The 25,784-nt window shown below is 34.6% G+C and carries 21 protein-coding genes and 1 tRNA gene; 8 read left to right on the top strand and 14 right to left on the bottom strand.

Translation table 11 applies throughout. The features are described from left to right. Position 1: 1 nt before the first annotated feature. A complete protein-coding gene (locus tag FJ651_RS09120) occupies positions 2-1,213 on the bottom strand; it encodes a peroxiredoxin family protein (RefSeq protein ID WP_140990207.1) in 1,212 nt (403 codons plus the stop codon). Between the two features lie 117 nt (positions 1,214-1,330). Between FJ651_RS09120 and pheT the strand changes: the two genes are divergently transcribed. From pheT to ribB, 7 genes are all read left to right on the top strand, one after another. Further along, the gene (gene pheT, locus FJ651_RS09115; protein ID WP_140990206.1) at positions 1,331-3,757 is read left to right on the top strand and encodes a phenylalanine--tRNA ligase subunit beta; all 2,427 of its coding nucleotides are present in this window, start codon (positions 1,331-1,333) and stop codon (positions 3,755-3,757) included. 16 nt (positions 3,758-3,773) lie between these two features. Further along, positions 3,774-4,271 (top strand): thiol peroxidase, encoded by a 498-nt coding sequence (gene tpx / locus FJ651_RS09110; protein ID WP_140990205.1) that lies wholly within the window; start codon positions 3,774-3,776, stop codon positions 4,269-4,271. 12 nt (positions 4,272-4,283) lie between these two features. Then, complete coding sequence (locus tag FJ651_RS09105) at positions 4,284-4,652, top strand: diacylglycerol kinase (protein ID WP_140990473.1); 369 nt, start codon at positions 4,284-4,286, stop codon at positions 4,650-4,652. A 64-nt stretch (positions 4,653-4,716) separates the two neighbouring features. After that, positions 4,717-7,098, top strand: coding sequence for a DNA translocase FtsK (locus FJ651_RS09100; protein WP_140990204.1), 2,382 nt, complete (start codon positions 4,717-4,719; stop codon positions 7,096-7,098). 10 nt (positions 7,099-7,108) lie between these two features. Next, on the top strand, positions 7,109-7,750 hold the full coding sequence (locus FJ651_RS09095) for a LolA family protein (protein ID WP_140990203.1): 642 nt from the start codon (positions 7,109-7,111) through the stop codon (positions 7,748-7,750). Between the two features lie 41 nt (positions 7,751-7,791). Further along, positions 7,792-9,765 (top strand): LptF/LptG family permease, encoded by a 1,974-nt coding sequence (locus FJ651_RS09090; RefSeq protein ID WP_140990202.1) that lies wholly within the window; start codon positions 7,792-7,794, stop codon positions 9,763-9,765. 27 nt (positions 9,766-9,792) lie between these two features. Continuing rightward, positions 9,793-10,941, top strand: coding sequence for a 3,4-dihydroxy-2-butanone-4-phosphate synthase (gene ribB / locus FJ651_RS09085; protein WP_140990201.1), 1,149 nt, complete (start codon positions 9,793-9,795; stop codon positions 10,939-10,941). On the opposite strand, the gene FJ651_RS09080 is transcribed toward ribB, so the two are convergent. Together FJ651_RS09080 and FJ651_RS09075 are read right to left on the bottom strand one after the other, a co-directional pair. Further along, the gene (locus FJ651_RS09080; RefSeq protein ID WP_140990200.1) at positions 10,938-12,131 is read right to left on the bottom strand and encodes a DegT/DnrJ/EryC1/StrS family aminotransferase; all 1,194 of its coding nucleotides are present in this window, start codon (positions 12,129-12,131) and stop codon (positions 10,938-10,940) included. The genes ribB and FJ651_RS09080 overlap by 4 nt on opposite strands. Positions 12,132-12,143: 12 nt before the next feature. Continuing rightward, positions 12,144-12,773 (bottom strand): NAD(P)H-dependent oxidoreductase, encoded by a 630-nt coding sequence (locus FJ651_RS09075; protein ID WP_140990199.1) that lies wholly within the window; start codon positions 12,771-12,773, stop codon positions 12,144-12,146. Positions 12,774-13,009: 236 nt separating this feature from the next. On the opposite strand from FJ651_RS09075, the gene FJ651_RS09070 reads away from it, so the two are divergent. Continuing rightward, positions 13,010-13,097, top strand: a tRNA-Ser gene (locus FJ651_RS09070). Between the two features lie 220 nt (positions 13,098-13,317). Here FJ651_RS09070 and FJ651_RS09065 read toward each other — a convergent pair. The 11 genes from FJ651_RS09065 to FJ651_RS09015 all read right to left on the bottom strand — a co-directional run bounded on the left by FJ651_RS09065 (position 13,318) and on the right by FJ651_RS09015 (position 25,415). Beyond that, positions 13,318-14,310: a phospholipase D-like domain-containing protein gene (locus FJ651_RS09065; RefSeq protein ID WP_140990198.1), complete on the bottom strand. Its 993-nt coding sequence runs from the start codon at positions 14,308-14,310 to the stop codon at positions 13,318-13,320. A gap of 107 nt (positions 14,311-14,417) precedes the next feature. After that, the gene (locus FJ651_RS09060; protein ID WP_140990197.1) at positions 14,418-15,923 is read right to left on the bottom strand and encodes a nucleotidyltransferase domain-containing protein; all 1,506 of its coding nucleotides are present in this window, start codon (positions 15,921-15,923) and stop codon (positions 14,418-14,420) included. 16 nt (positions 15,924-15,939) lie between these two features. Further along, the gene (locus FJ651_RS09055; protein WP_140990196.1) at positions 15,940-16,956 is read right to left on the bottom strand and encodes a CBASS cGAMP-activated phospholipase; all 1,017 of its coding nucleotides are present in this window, start codon (positions 16,954-16,956) and stop codon (positions 15,940-15,942) included. 18 nt (positions 16,957-16,974) lie between these two features. Then, positions 16,975-20,217: an Eco57I restriction-modification methylase domain-containing protein gene (locus FJ651_RS09050; protein ID WP_140990195.1), complete on the bottom strand. Its 3,243-nt coding sequence runs from the start codon at positions 20,215-20,217 to the stop codon at positions 16,975-16,977. Between the two features lie 897 nt (positions 20,218-21,114). Continuing rightward, positions 21,115-21,708: a hypothetical protein gene (locus FJ651_RS09045; RefSeq protein ID WP_140990194.1), complete on the bottom strand. Its 594-nt coding sequence runs from the start codon at positions 21,706-21,708 to the stop codon at positions 21,115-21,117. 12 nt (positions 21,709-21,720) lie between these two features. Continuing rightward, a complete protein-coding gene (locus tag FJ651_RS09040; RefSeq protein WP_216746113.1) occupies positions 21,721-21,990 on the bottom strand; it encodes a hypothetical protein in 270 nt (89 codons plus the stop codon). 29 nt (positions 21,991-22,019) lie between these two features. Beyond that, complete coding sequence (locus FJ651_RS09035; protein ID WP_140990192.1) at positions 22,020-22,214, bottom strand: hypothetical protein; 195 nt, start codon at positions 22,212-22,214, stop codon at positions 22,020-22,022. Beyond that, the gene (locus FJ651_RS09030; RefSeq protein WP_140990191.1) at positions 22,195-22,542 is read right to left on the bottom strand and encodes a hypothetical protein; all 348 of its coding nucleotides are present in this window, start codon (positions 22,540-22,542) and stop codon (positions 22,195-22,197) included. The genes FJ651_RS09035 and FJ651_RS09030 overlap by 20 nt, the downstream gene beginning before the upstream one ends. Before the next feature lie 263 nt (positions 22,543-22,805). After that, entirely contained in the window at positions 22,806-23,807 is a 1,002-nt protein-coding gene (locus tag FJ651_RS09025; RefSeq protein ID WP_140990190.1) for a DUF262 domain-containing protein, read from the bottom strand. A gap of 113 nt (positions 23,808-23,920) precedes the next feature. Continuing rightward, on the bottom strand, positions 23,921-24,667 hold the full coding sequence (locus FJ651_RS09020; protein WP_140990189.1) for a HEPN domain-containing protein: 747 nt from the start codon (positions 24,665-24,667) through the stop codon (positions 23,921-23,923). A gap of 349 nt (positions 24,668-25,016) precedes the next feature. Continuing rightward, complete coding sequence (locus tag FJ651_RS09015; protein WP_140990188.1) at positions 25,017-25,415, bottom strand: hypothetical protein; 399 nt, start codon at positions 25,413-25,415, stop codon at positions 25,017-25,019. Between the last annotated feature and the right edge of the window lie 369 nt (positions 25,416-25,784).

Here is a 25,784-nt window from a genome sequence, read left to right as displayed (position 1 = left end):
GTTACTCGACAGCTAACTCAGCTAGAAAAGACTCAAATTCATTTTTAAATTCGGTAAACTTATCGCCTGTTGCCGGACCGTTGAATCCGGTTAGTATTTTTCTAACATTCTTCTTTTTATCAATAATAATCATCGTTGGGTAGCTCATTACCTCACTTAGCATAGGTAATTTTTGCTGCGCCGACTTTTTATTTATACCTCCGTATTGTGCCAACAAAATTGGATACTTTAAATTTAACCTGTTTTGCAATTTATTAATTTTCTCAAATGCTTGCTCAGGAGTTTTATCATGCTCAAAAGCCAAAGCAACAAATTCAACATTATCTGATTTTCTATTATTGGTATAATCGGAAAAATATCGGCTTTCATCTAAACAATTAGGGCACCAGGTTCCCATTAATTGAACTACTACTACTTTATCTTTAAATAAATCATCGCTTAAGGAAACGATATTGCCATTAGCATTAGGGAAACTAAAATCTACAGTGTTATAATCATCGTTTAATTGAACTAAACTATAAGCGTCAGGCAATTCATAATTAGGATTAATCCTGGCAGTAAAAGGCTCTTTCCAATGATTTCCTGAGTAAAAATAACCGTTCATAGTACTATCGGTCACCTTCGCTTTAAAGTAAAAAGCGTGAGCACCATCAAAAGCCGATAATTTCAAAGTATCGCCATCTAAAACACCATCTAAAAATCTGTAATCGCCTGTGGTAGTTCTAAAAGTTCCGGTAACATGATTGTTTTGTTGATAAAAAATACCTTTAGCAATATAAGCATCATCAGTACCTTCGCTAAAAATGGTCTCCCAAACACCTTCAATATTGGTATTGGTTGCATTTTCTGCAAAAAATCTCACCGAATTATTAAACTCTGCACTAAATGGCACCACGCGTTCAACCGATTCTTTTATAAAAACTCCATTTAACTCATTACTTTCAATTTTAGCAACCAAAACACCTTCAAAAACAGGGAATTTTATAAATACTGAATCGTTTTTGTAACTAATGTCATTGATTTCAATACGTTCTTCTGCATTAAAAATAATTACTGTAGAATCTGACTTTACTTCAAAGTTAAAGGGTAATATCTCATTATCCTGAAGCTCCAAAACACCTCTATAAATGCCGTCTTGAAGTTTTATGGTTTGTTTCTCTTGTTTGCAATTCAACAATAATAGAAACGAAATAAGCGTAAGAAAATATTTCATATATAGCATCTTTTGGGCAAAGTTAGTGATATAGCATTAAACATCTATAAAAAACACATTTAGCATTTACTTAACGGCATTGATTTGTTATCTTTGCGCGGCAATTAATCATTGAACATGAAAATTTCATACAACTGGCTAAAGCAGTTTATAAATATCAATTGGCCTGCAGAAAAGACTGGCGAATTATTAACAGATTTAGGTCTGGAAATTGAAGGTATTGAAACATTTGAATCTGTAAAAGGCGGATTAAAAGGCGTTGTGGTAGGCGAAGTTTTAACATGCCAGCAACACCCAAATGCCGACAGACTAAAAGTAACAACTGTTGATATTGGTGACAAACAACCGCTTCAAATTGTTTGTGGCGCTCCAAATGTGGCGGTCGGACAAAAAGTGCCTGTGGCCACCATAGGCACTACCCTTTACACGTTCGAAGGTGAAGCCTGGACGATCAATAAAGGAAAAATAAGAGGTGAAGTTAGTGAAGGTATGATTTGTGCCGAAGACGAACTTGGTTTGGGAACATCTCATGAAGGTATTATGGTTTTAGATGCTGCTTTAAAACCGGGAACCTCTTGTGCCGAATTATTTAAAATTGAAAACGATCAGGTTTTTGAAATTGGTCTCACACCCAACCGCGCCGACGCCATGAGTCATTATGGCGCTGCCCGAGATTTAAAGGCCGGACTGTTACAAAAAGAAATTCAGTTGGAACTTATCACGCCATCCGTGAGCGCTTTTCATGTTGAGAATCGGTCTCTAAAAATTGATATCGACGTTAAAGACATTGAGCGTTGTCCGCGCTATTGCGGCTTAACCATTAGCGGTTTAAAAGTAGCCGAATCGCCACAGTGGTTGCAAAACAGACTCAAAGCAATAGGTTCAAAACCCATTAACAATGTGGTTGATGTTACTAATTATGTGTTACACGAATTAGGGCAACCATTACACGCTTTCGATGCTTCAAAAATTAAAGGCACTAAAGTGGTAGTGAAAACACTAAAACAGGGCACTAAATTTATAACTTTAGATGGTATAGAACGTGAACTTCACGAAGAAGACCTCATGATTTGTGATACCGATAAACCTATGTGTATTGCCGGTGTTTTTGGCGGAATAGAATCGGGCGTTACAGCAGAAACTAATTCGGTGTTTTTAGAAAGCGCCTATTTTAATCCTGTTAGCATTAGAAAAACAGCTAAGCGTCACGGCTTAAGCACAGACGCCTCATTTAGATTTGAAAGAGGTATTGATCCAAATATTACCGAATACGCACTAAAACGAGCGGCATTGTTGATTGTTGAAGTTGCCGGTGGAAAAATTTCAAGCGATGCACTCGACTATTATCCTAAAAAAATAGAAGATTGCCAGGTGAGACTCAATTTTGAAAACACCAAAAATTTAATTGGTGAAGAATTACCCAAAGAAACGATCAAATCTATTTTAGCGTCGTTAGAAATTAAAGTAAATAACGTTACCGAAACCGGATTAGGGCTTACAATTCCGGCTTACAGAAATGATGTTACGAGAGAAGCCGATGTGATTGAGGAAATTCTTAGAGTGTACGGCTATAACAACATTAAAACCAGCGAAAAACTTAATGCTTCTGTGAGCAGCGCTTCAAAATACGAAGACTACAAACTACAACAGATTATTGGAAATCAGTTGGTTTCTCAAGGTTTTTATGAGATCATGACCAACTCATTAACACATGAAAAACATGTAGGCTTTGACGAAAATTTAAAAGCAGAGCATAATGTTCATATTTTAAATCCGTTGAGTGCTGAGCTAGGAATTTTAAGACAATCGCTTTTATTTTCCGGATTAGAAGCAGTTGAGCACAATTTGAACAGAAAGCAAGCCGATTTAAAATTATTTGAATTTGGAAAAACTTATCACAAGTTTACCGATAACTATTCAGAATACAAGCATTTAGGATTATTTGTTACCGGTAATAAAACCGCTGAAAGCTGGACAAATCCCGGTAAACCAAGCGATTTTTTCTATTTTAAAGGTATCATTGAAGGTGTGCTAACCAGATTGGGAATTTTAAATATACAGTCAATACCAACAACAGCTAGTGTGTTTTCTGAAGGTTTGGCGTTAACACTAAACAGGCAAACAATCGTAGAGTTCGGTTTGGTAAAACCATCAGTTTTAAAACAGTTTGGAATCACAACCAATGTGCTTTATGCCGATTTTAACTGGGATATTTTATTAAAATTAGCACAAGACAATCAGATTTTGTTCAAAGCCATTCCCAAATATCCTGAAGTAAGAAGAGATTTTGCGCTGCTTTTAGATAAGGCGGTAAATTTTGAATCTGTTTATAATTTGGCGTTTAAAACGGAGAAAGAACTGCTAAAGAAGGTCAATTTATTTGATGTATACGAAGGTAAAAACCTTCCGGAAGGCAAAAAAAGTTACGCAGTGAGTTTTACCATTCAAGATGAGCGCAAAACTTTAACAGATAAGCAAATAGATAAAATAATGAATAAACTAAAATCTAATTTTGAAGAAGAATTAGGTGCAGAATTAAGATAAATAAAAACACAAAATTATGGCTACAGTAACACTTAAAGGCAATGCAATCAACACTAAAGGCAGTTTACCTGCTGTTGGAACCAAAGCACCCAATTTTAAATTAACGGGAACCGATTTATCAGAAAAAAGTTTAAACGATTTTAAAGGACACAAGCTGGTTTTAAACGTTTTTCCAAGTATCGATACCGGCACTTGCGCACAATCGGTGAGAACTTTTAACGAAAAAGCCTCATCATTAAATAACACCAAAGTTTTGTGTATATCTAAAGACTTACCATTTGCTATGGCTCGTTTTTGCGGCGCCGAAGGTTTAGAAAATGTGGTGAGCCTTTCAGACTTTAGAGATGGAAATTTTGGCGATACCTACGGTTTAACCTTTATTGACGGTCCGCTACAAGCACTGCACTCCAGATGCGTTGTTGTTATTGACGAAAATGGCAATGTTACGCATACCGAACAAGTGGGTGAAATTGTTGACGAACCCAATTACGAGGCAGCATTAGCGGCTCTGTAAGCTCGAACAATGATGTCTGAAAAGGAATCCTTTTTTAAAAACCGACTCAAAAGTGTTGGTTTTGCATTTAAAGGATTGGTTATTCTCATTAAAACCGAAAACAGTATTAAACTCCAGCTGGGCATTGCTATTTTAGTAACGCTTGCCGGAGTTTATTTTAATATCTCCAAAACCGAATGGCTGTTTCAAATTGCCATGATTGGTTTGGTAATGAGTGTTGAAGGATTAAATACAGCAGTTGAACATTTGGCAGATTTTATTCATCCCGAGCACCACCAAAAAATTGGTCTTATTAAAGATGTTGCAGCCGGTGCTGTTTTTATTGCGTCCATTATGGCCGTGATTACAGCAATAATCATTTACTTTCCTAAGATTTTTTAAACACAATCTAACATTAGGATAACCGTTAGTAATTTGTATTTTTGTTAAATAATGAATGGTTTAAATGGCTAAAAAAACCGGTACAAAAAAAGAGACATCTGCATCAAAATTTAAGCTTCCAAGTTTTAAGTTATCCAGTCAACAGAAACTTATATTTGGAAGTTTGTTTATGCTGCTTGGTGCCTTGATGTTTATCTCTTTTTTATCTTATTTATTTACAAATAAAATAGATCAAAGTATTGTAAATGAGTTTCCAAACCGCACTCCTGAAGCTCAAAACTGGACCAGTCTGCTCGGGGCATGGATTAGCGACATATTCATCACTAAAGGTTTTGGTATTGCCGCATTTATAATTGCCGGTTTGATAATTTTAACGGGGATTTACATTGCACTCGATATTAACAAAAGTAAACTTAGAAGTCATTGGATTTGGGGATTATTAACCGTGGTATGGCTATCTACATTTTTTGGTTTTTTTGCTCATCACATAGGATTTCTTGGTGGTGTTATAGGTTACGAAAGCAATCAATTACTCCAAGATTACACTGGTAAAATAGGAACTGTTTTTATTTTACTTTTCGGACTTATTGTGTTTGCAGCCATAAAGTTAAAATTCACGGCAGAAACGTTTGTCAATTGGTTCAAACGCAGTAAAAGGGCCATTTCAGAAGATTTTAAAAATAATGAAGAAGAAACCGTTGTTGCCTTTGACAATAATTTAAGTGATGAGGCACAGCAAATTAAAGAGGCATATTTAAAAAATAACACCGAAGAAGACACCAATTTCGACCTTGAACCCGAAATTAAAGTTGCCAAACCTAAAACAGAAACAGCTAAAAATGAAGGCAACGACAACGAACTTTCTATCGAAATTGAAGCCATAAAAGAAGAAACATCAGAAACCGATAATCTTGCCAGTAAGCTGGTTGAAGATTTTGGGCAGTTTGATCCAACACTTGAACTTAGCAATTTTAAATTTCCACCCATTGATTTGCTAAAGAAGTATGATACCGAAGGTATTACCATCAATCAAGACGAACTGGAGGAAAACAAAAATAAAATTGTTGAAACGCTCAGCAATTACAAAATAGGCATTGATAGCATCAAAGCAACCATTGGTCCAACGGTAACGCTTTACGAAATAGTTCCGGAAGCCGGTGTTAGAATTTCCAAGATTAAAAATCTGGAAGATGATATTGCCTTATCGCTTTCGGCTTTAGGTATTAGAATTATTGCGCCAATTCCCGGAAAAGGCACCATTGGTATTGAAGTCCCAAACAAAAAACCCACCATTGTTTCGATGCGCTCGGTAATTGCCTCTCAAAAATTTCAGAAGTCAGATATGGCTTTACCCATAGCGTTGGGTAAAACCATAAGCAACGAGACTTTTGTGGTAGATTTAGCAAAAATGCCGCACATGTTGATGGCCGGTGCAACCGGACAAGGAAAATCGGTTGGGCTAAATGCCGTACTTACCTCGTTAATATACAAGAAACATCCTGCCGAAGTTAAATTCGTTCTTGTGGATCCTAAAAAAGTAGAATTAACACTTTACAATAAAATCGAAAGACATTACTTAGCCAAGTTACCCGATAGCGAAGAAGCTATTATCACAGATAATAATAAGGTTATCAACACCTTAAATTCGTTATGCATAGAAATGGATAACCGCTACGAAATGCTTAAAAACGCTTCTTGCAGAAATATTGCCGAATACAATGCCAAATTTAAAGCCCGAAAACTCAACCCTAACGATGGTCATGCCTTTTTACCTTATATAGTGTTGGTTGTTGATGAGTTTGCCGACCTAATCATGACAGCAGGTAAGGAAGTAGAAACGCCCATAGCTCGTTTGGCGCAGCTGGCACGGGCCATTGGTATTCATTTAATAATTGCCACGCAAAGACCTTCGGTAAACGTGATTACCGGTATTATAAAAGCCAACTTCCCTGCGCGAATAGCTTTTAGAGTAACTTCTAAAATAGATTCAAGAACTATATTAGACAATTCAGGAGCAGATCAACTAATAGGACGTGGAGATATGCTTTTCACCCAGGGTAATGACATGATAAGACTACAATGTGCATTTGTTGACACTCCTGAAATAGAAGAAATTACCGACTTTATTGGCTCACAAAAAGCCTATCCTGATGCTCATTTATTACCAGAGTATGTAGGCGAGGAAAGTGGCACAAGTCTTGATATAGATATAGCCGACCGAGATCAGTTGTTTAGAGAAGCAGCCGAAATTATTGTTACTGCACAGCAAGGTTCGGCTTCCTTATTACAACGTAAGTTGAAACTAGGTTACAATCGTGCCGGCCGCATCATCGATCAACTTGAAGCTGCTGGCATAGTAGGACCGTTTGAAGGAAGCAAAGCCAGACAAGTGCTCTTTACAGATCTCGCATCGTTACATCAATTTTTAGACAATGAAACTGCATAATAAAAACACAATGAAAATAACAACGTACATCATCATAGGTTTGATGTGGATTACATTACCGGCTCAAAATGCCGATAAAGCTGAAGCTTTGCTTAAGGAAGTGAGCACAAAAATTAAAACCTATAAAAATATTTCCATTGATTTTAAGTACGCACTTAACAACCAAAGCGAAAATATTTCTCAGGAAACTCGTGGTAGTGTTGTTCTTGAAGGTGAAAAATACGTTTTAAATATTTTAGGCGCTACAAGAATATTTGATGGCAAAACGCTGTATACGATAAGTCCGGATGACGAGGAAGTTACCATTTCAAGTAATAATTCTGATGATGAAGGTACTATCACACCCAACAAAATGTTGTCGTTTTACACCGATGGCTACAGTTATGCCATGGATATTGTTCAAAACATTAGTGGCCGAAAAATTCAATATGTAAAATTAACTCCAATAGACAGTAATTCGGATATCAGTTATATTTTATTGGGAATTGATGCCAATACCAAACACATTTACAACCTCATTGAAATTGGTAAAAACGGTACAAGAACAACCTTAACCGTTAATTCTTTAAAAACTAACGAAGCTTTACCAAAAAACCTCTTTAGCTTTGACAAAGAAAAGTACAAAGGCTATTTTATCAATAAAATTGACTAACCTGCGTTACATTCTTTTAACGTTATAAACTTAAATCAAAAGTGAAAATATTAGATAGGTATATTTTAACCACCTATTTGAAAACCTTTTTTAGTGTTTTCATTATTTTAATGTTCATTTTTGTACTTCAAACCATTTGGTTATATATCACAGAATTGGCCGGGAAAGACCTCGATCTGATTGTGGTGGCAAAATTTCTCGTTTATTTTACACCAAAAATGGTGCCTCTGGTACTCCCGCTAACGGTCTTGCTATCGTCTATTATGGTGTTTGGCAGTTTTGCAGAAAACTATGAGTTTGCAGCAATGAAATCAACCGGTATTTCATTACAGCGTGCCATGAGAAGCCTTACTTTCTTCACCATCGGACTTGCTATTTTAGCTTTTTATTTTGCTGATAAGGTGATTCCTTGGTCTGAATTTGAATCTTATAATTTACGGAGAAACATCGCCAAAGTAAAACCTGCCATGGCTATAGCTTCAGGTCAATTTAATGAAATTGGCGATATCAATATTTATGTCGAAAGTAAATCAGGTGATAGAGGTCAGTACCTCCACAATGTAGTAATTCACAAACAAAAAACTTCCAGAAGAGGAAATTACACTGCAATTATATCAAAGGATGGTGAACTAATTAGTAGCGAAGATTCTAATATTCTTCAACTTGAATTAAAAGATGGTCATTATTACGAAGAACTCCTCAACGAACGAAGCGGTAGAAAACAAAATCAGCCACATGCTAAAAGTGCTTTCGATACTTATATTATTAATGTAGATTTAGAAGGTTTAAACAATGTAGATCTTGAGGAAAAATCATTTACAGATAGATATAACATGCTAGATGTAAAAGGTTTAAGATACACCATTGATAGTTTGTATGAAGTAAAAAGTTCTGATAAGAAATCGCTTGCTAATACAATGTACAACCGAAGTACCGCAGCAGCCCTACCTACCAACATTAACCCAAAAGACACCATACTTTATAGTGGACCGGTTTTAGATTTATTTGAAACCAAAGCAAAGGTGCAAATTTTAAATCTGGTTGATAATACACTAAATACTTCAATACAGATTTTAGAAAGTACCGGCAAAACTTTTGCCGGTAAAGACAAATGGTTAAACGACCATATCATTGCATTGCATGATAAATACGCTTTGGGATTTGCGTGTATCATTTTGTTCTTTGTTGGCGCACCATTAGGTGCTTTAATTAGAAAAGGCGGTATTGGTTTGCCTATGGTTATTGCCATTGTGTTGTTTTTAACCTATCACTTTTTAGGAATTTTCGCTAAGAACAGCGCAAAAAATGGCACACTCAATCCTTTAATTGGTAGTTGGGTGTCAACTTTGGTGATGTTACCATTAAGTGTTTATCTTACCTCAAGAGCCACGAAAGATCGTGGTTTATTTGAATTTGACACCATTACAGAACCCATTAAAAAGCTATTTGGTTTCGGTAATAAATTAGAAAATATCGAATTAGATGGTGAAAGTTTAAATTATCTAAAAAATTATAAAAGTCACCAACTCATTGAAATTTTAGAAGACCAAAGTAACACAGCCACAACCGATAAAAAACTTATTACGCTCAAATTACTGGAATTGAAGAAAGATGCGTTTGAGGAATATAAAATTAAAACTTCAAGTGAAAATCCATCTTTTAAATCGTTACTTTACAATTACAGTCAATACAAAGATTATACCAAGCCAGCAATGGCGGGATACTTCACAGGTTTGGTGTTAACAGTTTTACATTTTGTGTTTAATAATAACAAATTACCTGAGTTGGCATTGGCATCAAAAGATCTGGCCTTTGTAGCTTTTGGTTTCTTTTTACTCTATTATGTAGTTTCAAATATTTTTAGAGGTAAATTCTACCAACTCGCCAAACAAAAGCATAAATCAAGATTTTTACTCTTATTATTCGGCCTAATTCTCTGTCCTTTGGTATTGTATTTTAGTAATTATCAAATGAAAACCGACTTTGATCGCAACTTTATAAAAAGTATAAAATAAGGCCTATCTTTGCGCCAAATTTAGGGTATGAGTACAATTAGCAGTCAAACAGAAATTAAGCTAAACACCATTGAAGAAGCCATTACAGCTATTAAAAATGGTGAAGTCATCATTGTAGTTGACGATGAAAACCGTGAAAACGAAGGCGATTTTCTGGCAGCTGCCGAAACAGTTACTCCCGAAATGATCAATTTTATGGCCATGCATGGACGCGGCTTGATTTGCGCGCCTCTTTCTGAAAAACGCTGTAAAGAATTGGATTTGCACATGATGGTGCACAACAATACCGACCCTATGGAAACTGCATTTACAGTGTCGGTAGATTTGAGGGGAAATGGGGTTACCACCGGTATTTCGGCATCAGACAGGGCTAAAACCATCAAAGCCTTAACCGATGAAAACACCAGACCATTTGAATTAGCGAGACCCGGACATATTTTTCCTTTAGTTGCAAAAGAAGGTGGCGTTTTAAGACGTACCGGCCATACCGAGGCTGCCATTGATTTTGCAAGGCTCGCCGGATTTAAACCTGCCGGGGTTATTGTTGAAATCATGAATGAAGACGGTACTATGGCTAGATTACCTCAGCTAATGAAAGTAGCCAAAAAATTCAACCTCAAAATTGTTTCAATTGAAGATTTAGTGGCCTACAGAATGCGGCACGATTCGCTTATTGAAAAAAAGGAAGACTTCAATATGGAGACCCGTTTTGGGAATTTCAGATTAAGAGCCTATCAACAAACCACCAATAATCAAATACACATTGCACTTTCTAAAGGCGAATGGACCTCAACCGAACCTGTATTAACTCGCGTAAATGCAACATTAGTTAACAACGATATACTGGGTACATTAACCAACAATGCCCATGAAAAGTTAGACGATATGTTTAAGGTTATTAGCGATGCCAAAAAAGGTGCTATCATTTTCATTAACCAGCAACCTGAATCGGTTAATTTGCTTAAACGCCTTCAAATATTAAAAGAGCAACAAACCGAAGGAAAACTCATTAAAGCACCGCGAATTGAAATGGATGCCAAAGATTTTGGTATTGGTGCTCAAATTTTGCACGACTTGAATATTCACAAATTGCGACTTATATCTAATTCGCAACAAACGAAGCGTGTTGGTATGATTGGTTACGGTTTGGAGATTGTGGAATATGTTAATTATTAAATAGATTTTATAATAATTCCAGCCATTTTCTCAGCACGCTCCTGCACCTGAGATTCTGTCCATCCAAGTTTTATTAAACACGATAAATTTCTTCCAATAAAATCATCTGATTGTTTAAACTCTTGCTGGTTTAACTTGGCTAAACCGGCTGTCAGTTCTGATGAAAGAGGAAACAAACTTTTGGCTTCCAGTAAATGTTGCCATCTGCGCACATAATGCCAATTGTTATCGTAGTAATGAAAACAAGCATCAATACCTTCAGTTTTAAAAGCGGCTGCCACTTTTCTTGTAATTTCCAGTGAAGGCAGAAAGAAATTGATAAAGGCGTAACTTTCTTCACCACCTGCAGGAACAGTTCTAAATATCACTTCAGGGATCTTTGAAAGTTCATTTCTAATAATGGTATAGTGCTTTTTTTGAAGCTGAATAAACTCGTCGAATCTTTTAAATTGTGCCAAACCTACTGCAGCATTCAGTTCAGAAATTCTGTAATTATAACCCAGATAAGGATGTTCTTCTGCCCCTCTGTCGTTTCCTTGATGATCATGACCATGATCGGAATACTGATCAGCTAATTTGGCATAGTTAACGTTATTTGTAATAACAGCACCACCTTCGCCGCAAGTAAATGTCTTCACAAAATCGAATGAAAAGGTACCGGCATCGCCAATACTACCCAAATATTTGCCTTTGTAAGTACCACCAATGGCCTGGCAGGCATCTTCAACAAGTTTTAAATTATGTTTGACACAAATGTCACGCAAGGCATCTAAATTCGCCATACTCCCACACATGTGTACCGGCATTACCGCTTTAGTCTTGGTTGTAATGGCTGCTTCAACCGCTTTCGGATCTAAAGTAAGTGTGTCGTCTATATCAACTAATACCGGAATGGCACCCAAGGCGATCACGGCTTCAAAACTCGCCACAAAAGTGAAGGTTGGCATGATGACCTCATCTCCTGCTCCAACGCCACAAACAGCCAAAGCCACCGTAACTGCTGCCGTACCGCTGCTAAGTAACTGAGCGTGTTTTACCTTTAATTTTTCTTGAAGAAGCACCTCGAGTTCTTTGGCTTTCCAATGCCCGTTGCGCATACCGTCAAAACCATAACGCATTAAAACGCCGTTTTGAAGCACGTCGTTAACTTCATGTCGTTCTTGATCTCCAAATAATTCAAATCCGGGCATAGAAATATTTTTTTAAAGTTCTAAAATTACCTCGTTTAATGGTTTTCTAACTTTCTTTAACGATGCAAACATATCGTTTTCGGCTCTAAATCCAACAGGCAGTAATAGTACCGACTTAAGGTTGAAATCATTCAAATTTAAAATTCTGTCTACTTCTGAAGGAATAAAACCCTCCATCGGACAACTGTCTATGCTTTCAAAAGCGCAAACCGTCATTAAATTTCCCAGCGCAATATACGCCTGACGAATGGTCCATTCTTCCCTATTGGCCTCACTCATATTTTGTATTACACCTTTAAGCTGATTTTTATAAGGCTCCAAAATTTCATTGGGCGTTTGGCGCTCTTGGTGAAGTTGTTTGTAATAACTATCTACATCATCTCCAGATACTTCATTTTGAATGCAAATCACCAACAAATGCGAAGCATCTACCACTTGCTTTTGATTGTAGGCTGCCGGCAAAATATCGTTTCTCTTTTGAGAATCTTCCAACACAATCAATTTCATAGTTTGCAATCCGTAAGAGGTTGCAGTTAGGTTAAACGCTTCCTTTAAAGTATTGATTTGGCTATAACTAAGTTTTTTGGTGGTATCAAACTTTTTTGTGGCATAGCGCCATTTTAATTTATCTATAGTATTCACAGCTAATTTTTATGAGCAAAATTACGATATAGGCATGCATTTACCCAAAATAAAATCTATCTATTTTATTAAAAACAAATGATTTATTGATGTTTTAATCTGAATTTTAACCACTTAAAATTCAATATAATTTTTAATCTATTTTATTTGAAAGTACTAAAAAGGGTTTTATATTTGCACCCGCCTGCGCACCGACAGAAGTCAGCGCCTTGGCGGGCAAGCCCGCTAGGTGTTTTGGAGAAATGGCAGAGTGGTCGAATGCGGCAGTCTTGAAAACTGTTGAGGGTCACACCTCCGGGGGTTCGAATCCCTCTTTCTCCGCCAAAAAACCCTGTATACATTGATATACAGGGTTTTATTTTTATGGTTGACATTTTGGTTGACATTTTTAACGAAATAATGTATGCTTTTTTCCAATTATCCTATTTCTGAATTTCTTTATTCAATTAATTAGATATTACCATGGGGTTATACATTTAATAAAAATAAAATGCTTCAACAATGTTGTTTGATTTTGACATTAAAACATTATTAAACTTTGGAGCTATTCCGGTTCTTCCTCAAGTAGCGATGTTATTTCTTTGTTGATTCTCTGTCCCACACCATTATCTAATGAAAACTTTTCCATGCTTAAGATTCCATTTAAATCAATCGTAAAGTAATATTTAATCTTAGCCTGTCCCGCCGGTTTTTTAGGTAGTCCTCTAATAGTCATTCTAGCAAACTCGGTATTTTGACTTGCATAAGGTTTTTCCCCATAATGGATTGTTGCAGTTGAGCTTGTTTGATTATCCACACTCGTCTGAACAATTTCAGTTTTCGTTACTGGAATAAAAGTACCCTTTGGAACAATCACTAAATATTTATTATGTTGAAGACTTGAACCAATCGAATACTTTAACTTGCGTCGTCTTGTTAATTTAAGATCAAACGCTGTCTTTTGAACTTCAATGTTCCCAGGAGCTATCTGAAATGCACTTTCTATTATCTCTTTACGTCCTGTTGCTTTTGCTTCAAACACAATATCGTTAGCTAAGTAGTCCCGTGCTCTCAATAGGTTAAATTCGTCAACTTCAAACTTTGTTAGTTGTCGAATTTTTTCAACCCTTTTCGTCATAGATTTAAGTCTTTCAAACTCTGAGATAAAGGCATCAATAGTATCATTTTCATTCTTAATTAGAAGAATATTTTCTCTATTTCGATCCTCAGCGTAATAAGTCCAATTATAGGAACCATTAATTAGTGTTTTTTTATCAATAACACAAAACTTATTATGCATCGGATTGAAGGTGTCAGAAAAATAAAAGTCCCCTCCGCAATCAATAAAGCTTTGAAAGTCTAGTCCAAATTCACGATTGTTAATATAATCGTTATGAATTATCAACTCAACTTTTAGTCCTTGAGATAGTTTTGCCATTAATTTTTGAAACAAGGTCTGGTTTGTAAACCAATAAATAGCAACAATTATACTTTCATTCGCTTCATCGAGCTCCTTTAAAATTGTCTGTCTTATGTTTTCAAAATGTGCTTTTACCATTTCTAGTCGTTTTCGTTACAAATGGATTCATTTATAATAATTACTTGTTAGAATTAATATCATTTAATCAAAAAAAAATTAGGTTTTTAGTCAGCTAACAGCAGTATCTAATTTAAAATGAAAGCATTATTGTACAATCTTATTATAGGCCACTCTAAAATATTTTCATAATGAAACTCTTTCATACACGCCCTTATCATCTGCTGATTAGCAGTACCAAGCAAGAGATTACAACATAAAACAAAGGAAGCTGAATGACTATTTCTTCTTAAAATATTCAAAATATCCGCTTTTGCTTTATCAGAAAATGACTTTCCTCTATGACTAAAAATTTGGTAATAATTCACTTTAGCGACATCTTTCCCTTCTCCTTCATTTGCTTTATGATAAAATCTTTCGGCTAATTCTATAACTGGTTCCCATTCAGTTTTACCCTCAATTCCTAAATGAATTAACTCTAACAATTCCCGATTACCAGAAGAAAATAGACCCAAACCCTTTTCAAATAGATCATAGGTTTCTTTAATTAAAATTCTATCGACTTTTTCCCCAATCCCAAATGACTTAGTTTTTAGGTTTAAACTATCTGAAAGCCCACTTTTCTTAAAACTATTCATGTCTCTTTTTAATTGATGACACCATTCAAAAAATGCATTTGCCAATTTTGGTTCCATATTCCAACGGTCTGCAAAATTTTCTTTTTCACTTTCGGGTCTACCATAGTCAACAGGGTTTGGTATTTGCCATTTACCGTTTGAATAATCAAGTATGTTGTCATTATTTAAATAACCATTTTTTATTAAAAATTCATTTCGACTTAACGTGTAATTTATAAACTCATCTATTATCTGTATAATATTACTTTCAGAATTATATACTTGTGTAGTAATCGTTGTTATTATTATTGAAATTGGTTTAAAATCTTTATCAATAAAATGGACATCTCTATGTCGCTTCATTATTTGAATTGAGCGTTGTAAGGAAGTTCTAAATAACTGTTTAGGAACATCTTCCTTGCTTTCATATAATTCTCTATTTGCATTGAAAATTGTACTTCTTTGTGACTCAATAAAGCTAGAAGAATAAATATTTTTTGATTTAAACCATAAATAATATCCTTTTGGATTACTGGTAGACCAACTATAAATGTTTTTCTCTTTGTGAGTAATATCTATATTATGTAATGCTCCTACATTAGATTTTAAAGCTGGTAAAATATCAATATGAAAACCTGGTCTATTATTTTCAGTAGCATATTCAATTGTCCAACACCTTTTTCCTTCTTCATCTAGCATTCTTTCATAATCACTGTTTTCTTTTAATCTATCACCTATATCATTCTTTAAAACTTCGGAGGATTTGAATTGATTATATTTTGTTAACTCACACACTTGGTCGATGTCAAAATTCCCGTCTTTATCTTTATAATAAGGTCTGACAACAGTACCAAGTCTAAATGATCCTTGCAGGTATACATCTGGCAAATAACCTGACCGATATATCCCATTATCTAACCAAGTTTTAACTGCATTAAATCTTTCCTGCGCTATTTTGAAATCAGAGGGAGATATATCGAGATACTGTGCTACTTGTAATAATATTTGATTACTCATAAAATTTAATTTATAATCAATAAAAATGTCTTTTTAAAATCTCAGTTTTTTTATATTGATACTCAATTGAAGCTAATTCGGCAAAATTTGAAATTAATTTCATATCATATTCGTCCATTTCCAAAAGACTATCTTCGGTCAATTCAACATCTACTCTATCATAGACAAAATTCTCTTTTTCTCTTCTATCAATTCCTTCATGTAACAAGCTTATATAATTAGCCACTAGTTGAGATTGGCTTTGCATAAACAATTCGATGAGTCTTTTTCTATTATTCTTGCCCATCCAATAGTATAAACCCCAATTTTTTCTAAAATTAATATCTGTAAACTTTTTATAACCAGTACCAATTGAAAAAATTTCCAAATCAGAAATATCAACATTAAATGCTTTTATTGCTTCGAGAAACGCAACTAATGCTGGGTTATTGGCCATTACTCCTCCATCTACTTTGTTAATAAATGATTTATTAATATTATCCAAGTCAAGATAATTACTAGAATAAGGATTAAAATAAGTTGGGGCAGCCGCAGTTGCCATAGCTACCTTATAAGCAGGTATGTGAAAATCTCGATTGAAAGCCTCGTGGTATGGTGTTTTTAATACACTTGGATTTCCTCTAACTAGGTCATAAATTGGAATACATACATCGGTTTTGCAGTCCTTTAATCTAGGATCAACTCCACGGTTATATTCTTTAAATTTATTCTTTATCAAATTCTCTAAAAAATCACTTTTATGTGAAGCAAAAAATAGTTGCTTAATAAAACTTTTTTTCTTTCCAAAAATGCTTTTGGCATTATTCAAGTACAACTCATAAATTTCCTTTACTGGTATTCCAAAAGAAAGAGCTAATGCAATTATTCCACCGGTTGATGTTCCCGTAATTAAATCAAAGTGTTGATATATTTTAGTTTTTCCGTCCTTTCTTTTTTCAAGTTCAGATTCAATTAGCATTAATAGATATGCAGGGAAAACACCTCTTATACCACCTCCATCTATTGATAATATTTTGAATTTCTTAGTATTCAACTAATATGTTTTATTTGATTAACTATTCTCTACAATCTCTCGTTCTTCCTGGGTTAACCCATACAAATCATAAACCATATCATCAATGGCCTTTTCTGTTTGCGCAATTTGCGCGCGCAGTTCTTGCGCTTTTTTCTTGTTGTCTTCAAATAATTCTAACCACTCAAACTCGTCTTTTTTACTCAAAGCAACGCCGCCGGATTTTTTAATTGCTTTGTTTAACTCTGTGATGAATTCTGAAAATTCTAAGCCATACCAGGTTTCTAGTTTTTTACTGAAGTCAACCACATTCAATGTAGATTCTATATAGAATAAAAACTTATTTGTGTCGTTATACAGTTGCGTACACAGTGTTAATTGAGTTTTTGATTTTTCTTCTAAGTAAGTGCGAATATTCTTATCAATATCTTTTGGAATAGGAGTCTTTTCAAGATAAACTTTTTGAATATTTAATCTACCACCGTTCTTTGGGTCTCCCAAGGCCGTACAGGTATTAGATAGAAAAAACCAAACAACGCGAGAATTTAAAATACTCAATAGGTAATAATCCTCTATTGGTATAAAAAAAATAGTTTTGTTTAAATAAACTTTGTTTAAATCCAATGTAAACCGAGATTCTTTAGCAATTTCTGGGTAAATAATTTTAGGTTTTTCAAACTCATTAAAGTAGCTTATTGAATCTTGAATCTCGTACCACCGATAATCACCTTTTTTTCTGCCAACTTTATCCGTATTCTTAGTCTTAGGGACCAACTTGTCGTAAAACTCTTGTAAGTGTTTTTTAATAGCTGGATATCTCTCAATATCTGTTCCTCTCCTAGTAAATATTATGTATTTATTTTTGCTCCTAAGGTGGTAATTTCGGACATCATCCCCGTCAACGAATGGTTTTATAATTTCCTTTGATTTATTGTCTTGGTCAATTAGCTTTGATTTAGTGACTTCATTAATAATGAACGCTTCATTAAACCCTGTTAAAATACCCCTATAAAAAGGTACTTCTAAATAATTTTTAAGCTCAACTCCTACCATGGAGATTTTCTTTAACAAATCACCTTCGTTTTCAGGTATAAGTCTCCAGTCTGATAATTTAAATACTTCTGTTGATACGATTATACCGTCATTTTTTAAAGCTATGTCAATATCAAGATTTTTTAAGCTTTGTATTTTCACGAATTTTGAAGGTGCTGAAGGTGAAATATTCCTAATTATAGATATAAAGGGAAACGTCGCAGCATCAGAAAAAACAGGTAATTCACCAAAGTCAATAAGTTTATCAATCCAGTATTTATTACCGATTATTTCTCTTAAATTTTTGCCATAAGTGACACTTACAAATTTGTTTGGTGTTATATAACCCATAAATCCGTTATATTTAAGAATCAACAGCCCTTTCTCAATAAAATAAACGTAAAGATCCGCTGTGCTTTGAAAAACCAAATAATTATCTGCTAAATAATCTTTATATTCAGTGATTAATTCGTGTCTAACATAAGGCGGATTCCCAATCACCACATCAAAGCCACCTTTTGTAAAGATTTGAGGAAATTCTTGTTGCCAGTTAAAAGCCTTGTCGCCGGCTACTTTTTTATCGTCTATTAAGCTGTTACCGCATTTAATATTGCTGCTTAAATCGTTGAGCTTTCGGCGTGGTTGTGCAGTGCGCAGCCATAGAGACAATTTGGCTATTTCTACGCTTTCTTCGTTTAAATCTACGCCATAAATATTGTTTTCTAAAATGGTGTTTTCAATATCGCTTAATATCAAACCGCCACCTAAAACCTTGGCTTTTAATTCGTCTATATATCTATGCTCCTTAATTAAAAAGTCTAACGCCTGGTTTAAAAATGCGCCGCTGCCACACGCCGGATCGCAGATGGTAATTTGCAACAACCAGTTACGGTAATCATCTAATATTTGTAACAGTGCTTTTTTGGTGTTGGTTTGCGTGCCCTTTTTAACTTCAAAATAGGCCTCTTCTTTAAAACCTAAGGTCTCTTTTTTTTCCTGGCATAACTTGCCAACGGTGTTTTCTACTATGTATTTGGTAATGTATTTGGGGGTGTAAAAAACGCCATCTTTTTTACGCTTGCTGGTTTGCTTATCGAACTGGCCGCCTTCAATTTCGGCATTAACACTTTCTATTTCGTTTAGTGAGTTTTCAAAAATATGGCCTAAAATATTGACATCTACTTGAGAGCTAAAATCGTATTTGGCTAATTGGTAAGTGTGTTTATATAGCAGTTGATCGTCTATCTCAAGGTTATCGAGAATGGTATCGGGTTTAAACAAGCCGCCGTTGTAGGCATAAATTTCGGCCCTGGACCCGGTGCCTTTTCTGCCGGTATCTAAAAAGTGAAAATACTGTTTAAACAAGTTGTATAATGGCCGCTCGTCTCCAAAGTCAACATCGGCTTTCCACTTATCTAATATTTGAATGGTGGAGTTGGGCGGCAACAGATCGCGGTCTTCAGCAAAAAATATAAACAGAAAACGGTCTATAAGCTTTTGTGACTTTTTAAATAGCGATAGTTTAACGTTTTTCTCTATGGATATTACTTCATCTTGCGCATTATTGTTTAATTGCGCCGCGTCTGCTTTTAATCTTTTGGCATTGCGCTTAACCAGGTCTCTAAACAGCTCGCGTTTAAATACAGAATAATCTTTGTAAAACTGTTTGGTGATGTGTTCTTCTTCAACCAACGAAGCTTCTTTAATGCTAAGCGGTAAATTATTGAGCAAATTGTTTTTGTGAAGACATAAATGCAGCAGCGCAAATTCTTCGGGTGCCAATTGAAAGAGGTTAAACTCTAAAAATTCGGTGGCATCGTTGATATAAAAGCGCAGTTTTTCGAAGTTGGAAGTAATTACGTAAACGCACCCTTTTTGATTGGCCTTATAATCGAAGGCCTGTTTGCGTATGCTTTCTAAATCTTTGGTTCCGGTGCCTTTTAGCTCAATCACACCAATGGCTTTGTTATCTTTTAAAATGGCTCCATCTGCTTTGCCGGCTCCTTTTTGGTTTTTAAACTCAGTTGTCAAATTAAATTCAGGATGCGGATTAAGCGTATAGCCCAGAATATTTACAAACAGTTCATCTAAAAACTTGGCCTGGTACTGTTCTTCTTTAGAGTTTTTAATGTTTTCCTGAATGGTGATGTTATGAAAATAGGCTGCGTACTTTTTATAGAGTTGCGCAATTGCGCCATGATCTTGTTGCGCTAAATGAGACTTTAATACGGATGTTTGAAATAGAGGCATTTATGGTTTCTTTGCGTTATGGGCGCGCAAATTGCGTATATATAATGCAACTGCGCGCGCTTTAATCTTATTGAATCAATATTAATGAGTTAAAAATAAATAAATGATTTGAGAAATAAGATTGTAAAACAACGTGTTGCGCGCTTTTTTCTGAAAAATTATTAACAATAGCGCGTTAGAGTTTTTTTTGCGCGGTTTTTAAAAGGAAATTACTTTGGAATATTGCGCGATTAAAAAAGTGCGCGCCAAAAGTATAGAGTAGTGTTAATCCTTGGTTTTATTAGGGTTTTGCAATGTTGTTGCGCGGTTTTGCGCAATTACGCCGCGCAATTATGGCGCAATAATTTAGCGCAATAAGTAATTAAGAAAAATGTTTTATATTTGCTTTAGCTTAAACCGTCTGACTTACCGGAATTGTACCGGATAGTAACGGGTTTAAGTTTAAAAAGCTCCGAAAAGTGTTGGGCAAGTGTGTCCGGCAAATCTTCCCGGAGCTTTTTTAATATTTGCTAACCTGGCTAAGATTAATAAACTTTCAGGTTAATGCTGCAATTAGCTTGAAATTAGAAAAACTTTCTTACTGCTAATTGGGGGTTATTAAAAATTTACCTGTGCAGTGGAAAGTTTTTTGTTTAGTTGAAGAGAGCTTTTATTGCTTCAGGTGAATTTTTAGTATATAGTCTGAACGTTCAATCTATTGATCGTAGTTTTTTTGTATAGTTTTATCTGTAAAGTCTGTTCTTTTTCCTTTTAAGTATCCCAGTTTTGAGTGGGTTCAATAAAAACTATGTTTCAGTAGTGGTTGTCAAATTTGGGGATAATCCAAACATGCCCTTGTTTATATTAAACGACTTTGTAACAATTTTCTATATATTGTTGCAACACACCTTTTACCCGCTATTCTTTTATTATACACTTAAATAAATAATCATTCAAGCCATTAATAATATACCTAAATGCAATCAAAAAATTTATGGATTTTTCAACGTCCACAGTTTCCATAAATTTTGAATATTCAATAAAATCCTTATTTATGTGACCTGCAACATTGTTTCTTATGTTTTTGATATCTCTATCGAATTTGATGCCCTTTTTAAATGTCTTTAATTCTCTAAAATATTTGTTAAGCTCGTTTTTCAATTCGACATATTGATTTGAGTACTTATTTAGTGTTTTGTTAAATTCATCAATACTTTTTATAGCCTCGTATATAATCAAAATTCCATTCTTCAAGAGTTGCTTCTTTTCCAATTCATGAGTAGAATAATACAAACCTTTTAAAATCAAAGAAGTTTCCAATTGCGCAATGGTTATTATGCAATGAGCATTCGAAATATCAGGATCAATGAACGCCTTCTCGTTCAAATTATGATTGTCAACAAACTCATTTATCTCTTTCCCTAAAAAAGAAATTTTCTTCAGATATTCTAAATGTACTAAACATTCCGCGATATCGTTTTCAAGACTTTCTAATTTAATAGGTATTTCCATTAAATGGTAATGTTAATTAGCCCAAGTACTGCTCTTAGGTTTTTTACCTTTTTTTGCTTTTTGAACGATATTCGTTGTTTTACTTGTCTCAAGCGTAATATCAATATCATCGAAGTAAACTACCCATCTTTCATTATTGGTACCTGTTAAAGTTTCGGGACTTGAATTGCTGTATTCATAAGCGATATCAAAAACATTCATTCCAGCTAAAGAGGATACTTCCATAACTTTTCCGTTAGCAGTAGTGAACTTTTCAGATTCGCAGCTTGTCAATAAAATCAAACTAAAAAGTAAAATTAAATTCCTAAATTTCATATCAAAATATTTTTCTCAAATGGGTGGTAACGCTTTGCGGCTTTACGACGATGCGGATTTCGTAGCTCAAAACTGTCCAAATAGCACAAAAGTTGATGCGACGTAGAATGTTCAAATAACACACGAACCGGCCATTGTGCCGAACGCCTGTTACCGGCTACCTTTACATTTTTAACCGTTGGAAATGTCATTCAAAATAATTTTAGTCGCAATTATATACTTGGCAATATTAGCTCTCGGTTGTCGAGTAGTTGAAGCGAGAAATGCACCTGCTGTAATTCTTGGATTTCCACCGTAGAGGTTGGTCAATAAAGTGTAGTATTCTCTTTTAGTAATTGCTGATTTATGTGCAATGTGATTTCTAACTATCCGCATTTCGTCTATTAAATTCGAGTGCACCTGAATTTGTAAAAAAAAGGAATCTGTAATGTCCAATACATTTTGAATGCTTTTTTGTATAAGATTATCCTTAGTCCATCTATGGTATGGTAGTGGATTTCTTCTTCCATAGGATAACATTTGTGTATTTGCATCTTGTAGGCTCCTGCATATCGTATGAACACGTGGCCTACTTCCATTTCTGTAAACAGCACCACAAGCGAATTTGAAAGCAAACTCTGATATCGAATGCTCCAATATTGAAAACAGTCTTAGCATAACAACTTCGCTAATCATATGTTGATACTTTGCTTCAAGATTTCTAGAGCTTTGTATGTAATTATTTAGAAGAGCGATATCATTACGACTGTTATTTAAGGTCGTTATAACATTGACTCTTGGCACTATTCGATGAATGATTTTATATAATTAGCTCTTACTTTTCTGTTTGGTAGGGATTGCGTTGTTGCGGAACAAGCATTATAAAAATTTATATCTTCTTTAGGTCTGTCGGAAACTGGAGTATCCGAATTAAACCTATTATCGATTTCCGCTAATCCTTTTTCTATTTTACTAATATTTGGTTTTTTTATTTCGTCTAACACAAGTAACAATGAGAAGAAAATTGGAGGACGATTAAAAATAGTTTGTTTTATCGAAGATGGATTCAACGATACACAAATGTCAAAAATATTGTCAAGTCTGTTACTTAAACGATCAATGTTTTCCAAATTTTCATCATAATCCTTATAGTACTTCGTAACTTTTGCTGCACTGTAGGCCGTAAGACCATCCATTAAGTTAATAACGACATCAGAAACGAATTGAACTTCATTCATTCTTGCAATATCGTTACCTGTAAAAATTCCATACTCCTTCCAAAACTCGGTTCTTTTGACAGCTTGTTTAACACTAAATTGTTTAAACTCTCCGCTAAATTGTGCATTTCGTTTTTCCTGTGAATTTAGTGTTTTTGCAACAGAATTGATTCTTGCAAAAATATCTATAACGTCTGCATCTGTTGCGCCAAGAAGGAAGCCCACAGGAATTGCGGTAAGTAAAAAATTCTGTTTTTGAGTTTTATTTAACTCACTAAACTTAATTAGTTTATTGCTTTCCGGATGCCTTGCTGTAAATTCATTATTACAAAAACTAATTATAGCTCGCGTCCTTTGTTGCCCATCTACAACTTCCTTGATGCTTATTCCTTTGTCTAGGTCAAGTGAATGTCGGATATATAGTGATGGTATTGGTTTCTTTTCAAAAATCGTATTTATCAAGTAAGATTTTTGTCCTTGATTCCAAACAGACCTTCTTTGATACCAAGGAGTTGTATTTAGTTCTCCTTTATCTTCAAGATTAATTATATCTTGAATGACCATTGATTGATATTCTACTCTATCCATTTTGATTAATTTCTTTATTTCAAATTTACAATTTTATCGTCACTTAAGGTTGCCGGTAACGTGTTTGTATATTAAACCACGATTTTTTACAGACGTTGTTGGCAAATGGCTTTTCATTCCAAGTAGTTATTCAATTTTATGTAATGTTCAGTTAAAAAGTCGTCTATTTTAGCAGCTAATTTTCTCAAAAACGCATTGGCTTCTTTTACTTTCCTTAAATCTAATTTTGGATGATCTCCGTGAGCTATATCATTTCTAAGTTGTCTATAATTACTGAATTGTGATTTTTCTAAATCTGTAATTTCAATTTTAAAATGAGATATTAGAAAATCTGGGATTTCATTGGCTTTTAGATTTTGTATCGTTTTGTATAAGTTGTTGAACGCTACAATTTTTAAAAGTTCGTCAGGGGTTATATATCCGTTTGTTTTGAGTTCGAAAGAATACTTTTCATATCGTTGATGATGTTTTTTGTTATAAGTTCCTATTAAGGCTCTTTTTGGTTTTGTGTTCGTATTATTCTTCAGACTGTTTTCAAGAGTGGCTTTGTCAGGTATAGATGTGTTTAAATCAAATATTTCTTTTAAAACAGAACCGAAATAATTTTCAAAAAAGGAGAATGAACTAAGAAACAAATATGTCGCAAGCTTTTCTTTATATCCTTTTGCTTGAGCTCTCAATTCTGTTGTGGAGTTAATTGTAAAATAGTCAGGTGTTGGTAATTGATTTATAGTCCCTTTATCCAGTAAAGTCATTTGTAGTTTTAAGGCAGGAACCGAATGACAAACAACCACAGCGAAGTCAAACGTTTCTTGTACTTGTCTTTGTAGTGTGTTAAAAGCGTTGGTTCTTACAATCATATTTTTTTATATGTGAAGGATGTTGGAATCGAACCAACCTAACAGGCAGTAACATAAATTCTTTCAAAAAAATTACGTCATTGCCTGCGCATCACCTTGATGCTAATCCTTCTTTTTTCAGCTTGTTTTTAACTTGAATATATCATAAAGTTTATCAATGGTTTTGTTCCAACTTTACAGGATATTCCCGTGTTAGTATAATATCTTTTTTCAAATATAATCAAAATCATAAAAAACTCTAACAACCAACTGTTTAAAAAGTTATTTTTAATCATATGACATTTAAAAAATTTAAAAATACGGAAGTTGTTTTATAGATTTTTACGGGATTCCGTAAGATCTTGCAGAACTACAACTTAATTATTTCTATTTGCTTCGGTGTATAAACCGTAATTTGAGCTTGTCCTTTGTAAAGGACCACTTCACCGGTAATGGCCAGCAGTTGATTGTTGTATTCTTGCAGGTTGGCGCCTTCCCAGCTAAGAATATTTTTTTTCCAAATTACGGCTGTAAAATGGTGGTTGGGGTATTTACCACCCATGTTAATGTATGTGGGTTGTCCATTAATACTTTCAACGGTACTTACCTGAGCCACATAACCGCAAACAGTTATGTTTTGCCCAACATAATCTTTAGCATTGTAAACCGTAGCAGTGCATTTGTTAGTAGATTGCTCAGATTCTATCGGGCTTTGTGCCGTAGCTATTAAACTAAGCATAACTGCTGTTACTGTGATAAACCGTTTCATACCCTATTGGTTCTTTCTTGCAAGTTAGCAATTTTTAAAGTTAACCGCTTGCCGAACTTAAAAAGTGCGCTTATTAGGTGCAGAGTATTATTAATTCACACATTTATTGGAGTTTTGCAATCTTCCCGCGCAATTTTGTGCAACACATAATATTGCAGATGGGTTGCGTTATCTCATTTGCGTTTACATTTGCAAGGTTGCGCAACTTAAAAAGTGCAATCTTAAAGTGTAGGGTATTGTTAATGCCTATATTTATTAGATTTTTACAATGTTGGTATCCAGTTTTGCGCAATATCACAGCGTAATTTTAATACAAACAGCGCGTAATAAGGTTGCATTAATGTTGCAATTAAAAGAGTGCGCAACCCT

It is taken from the genome of Paucihalobacter ruber, from assembly GCF_006494535.1.
GTDB lineage: Bacteria > Bacteroidota > Bacteroidia > Flavobacteriales > Flavobacteriaceae > Paucihalobacter > Paucihalobacter ruber.
Note: the sequence above shows the minus strand (reverse complement) of the source record. Positions and strands in the feature narration are given on the sequence as shown.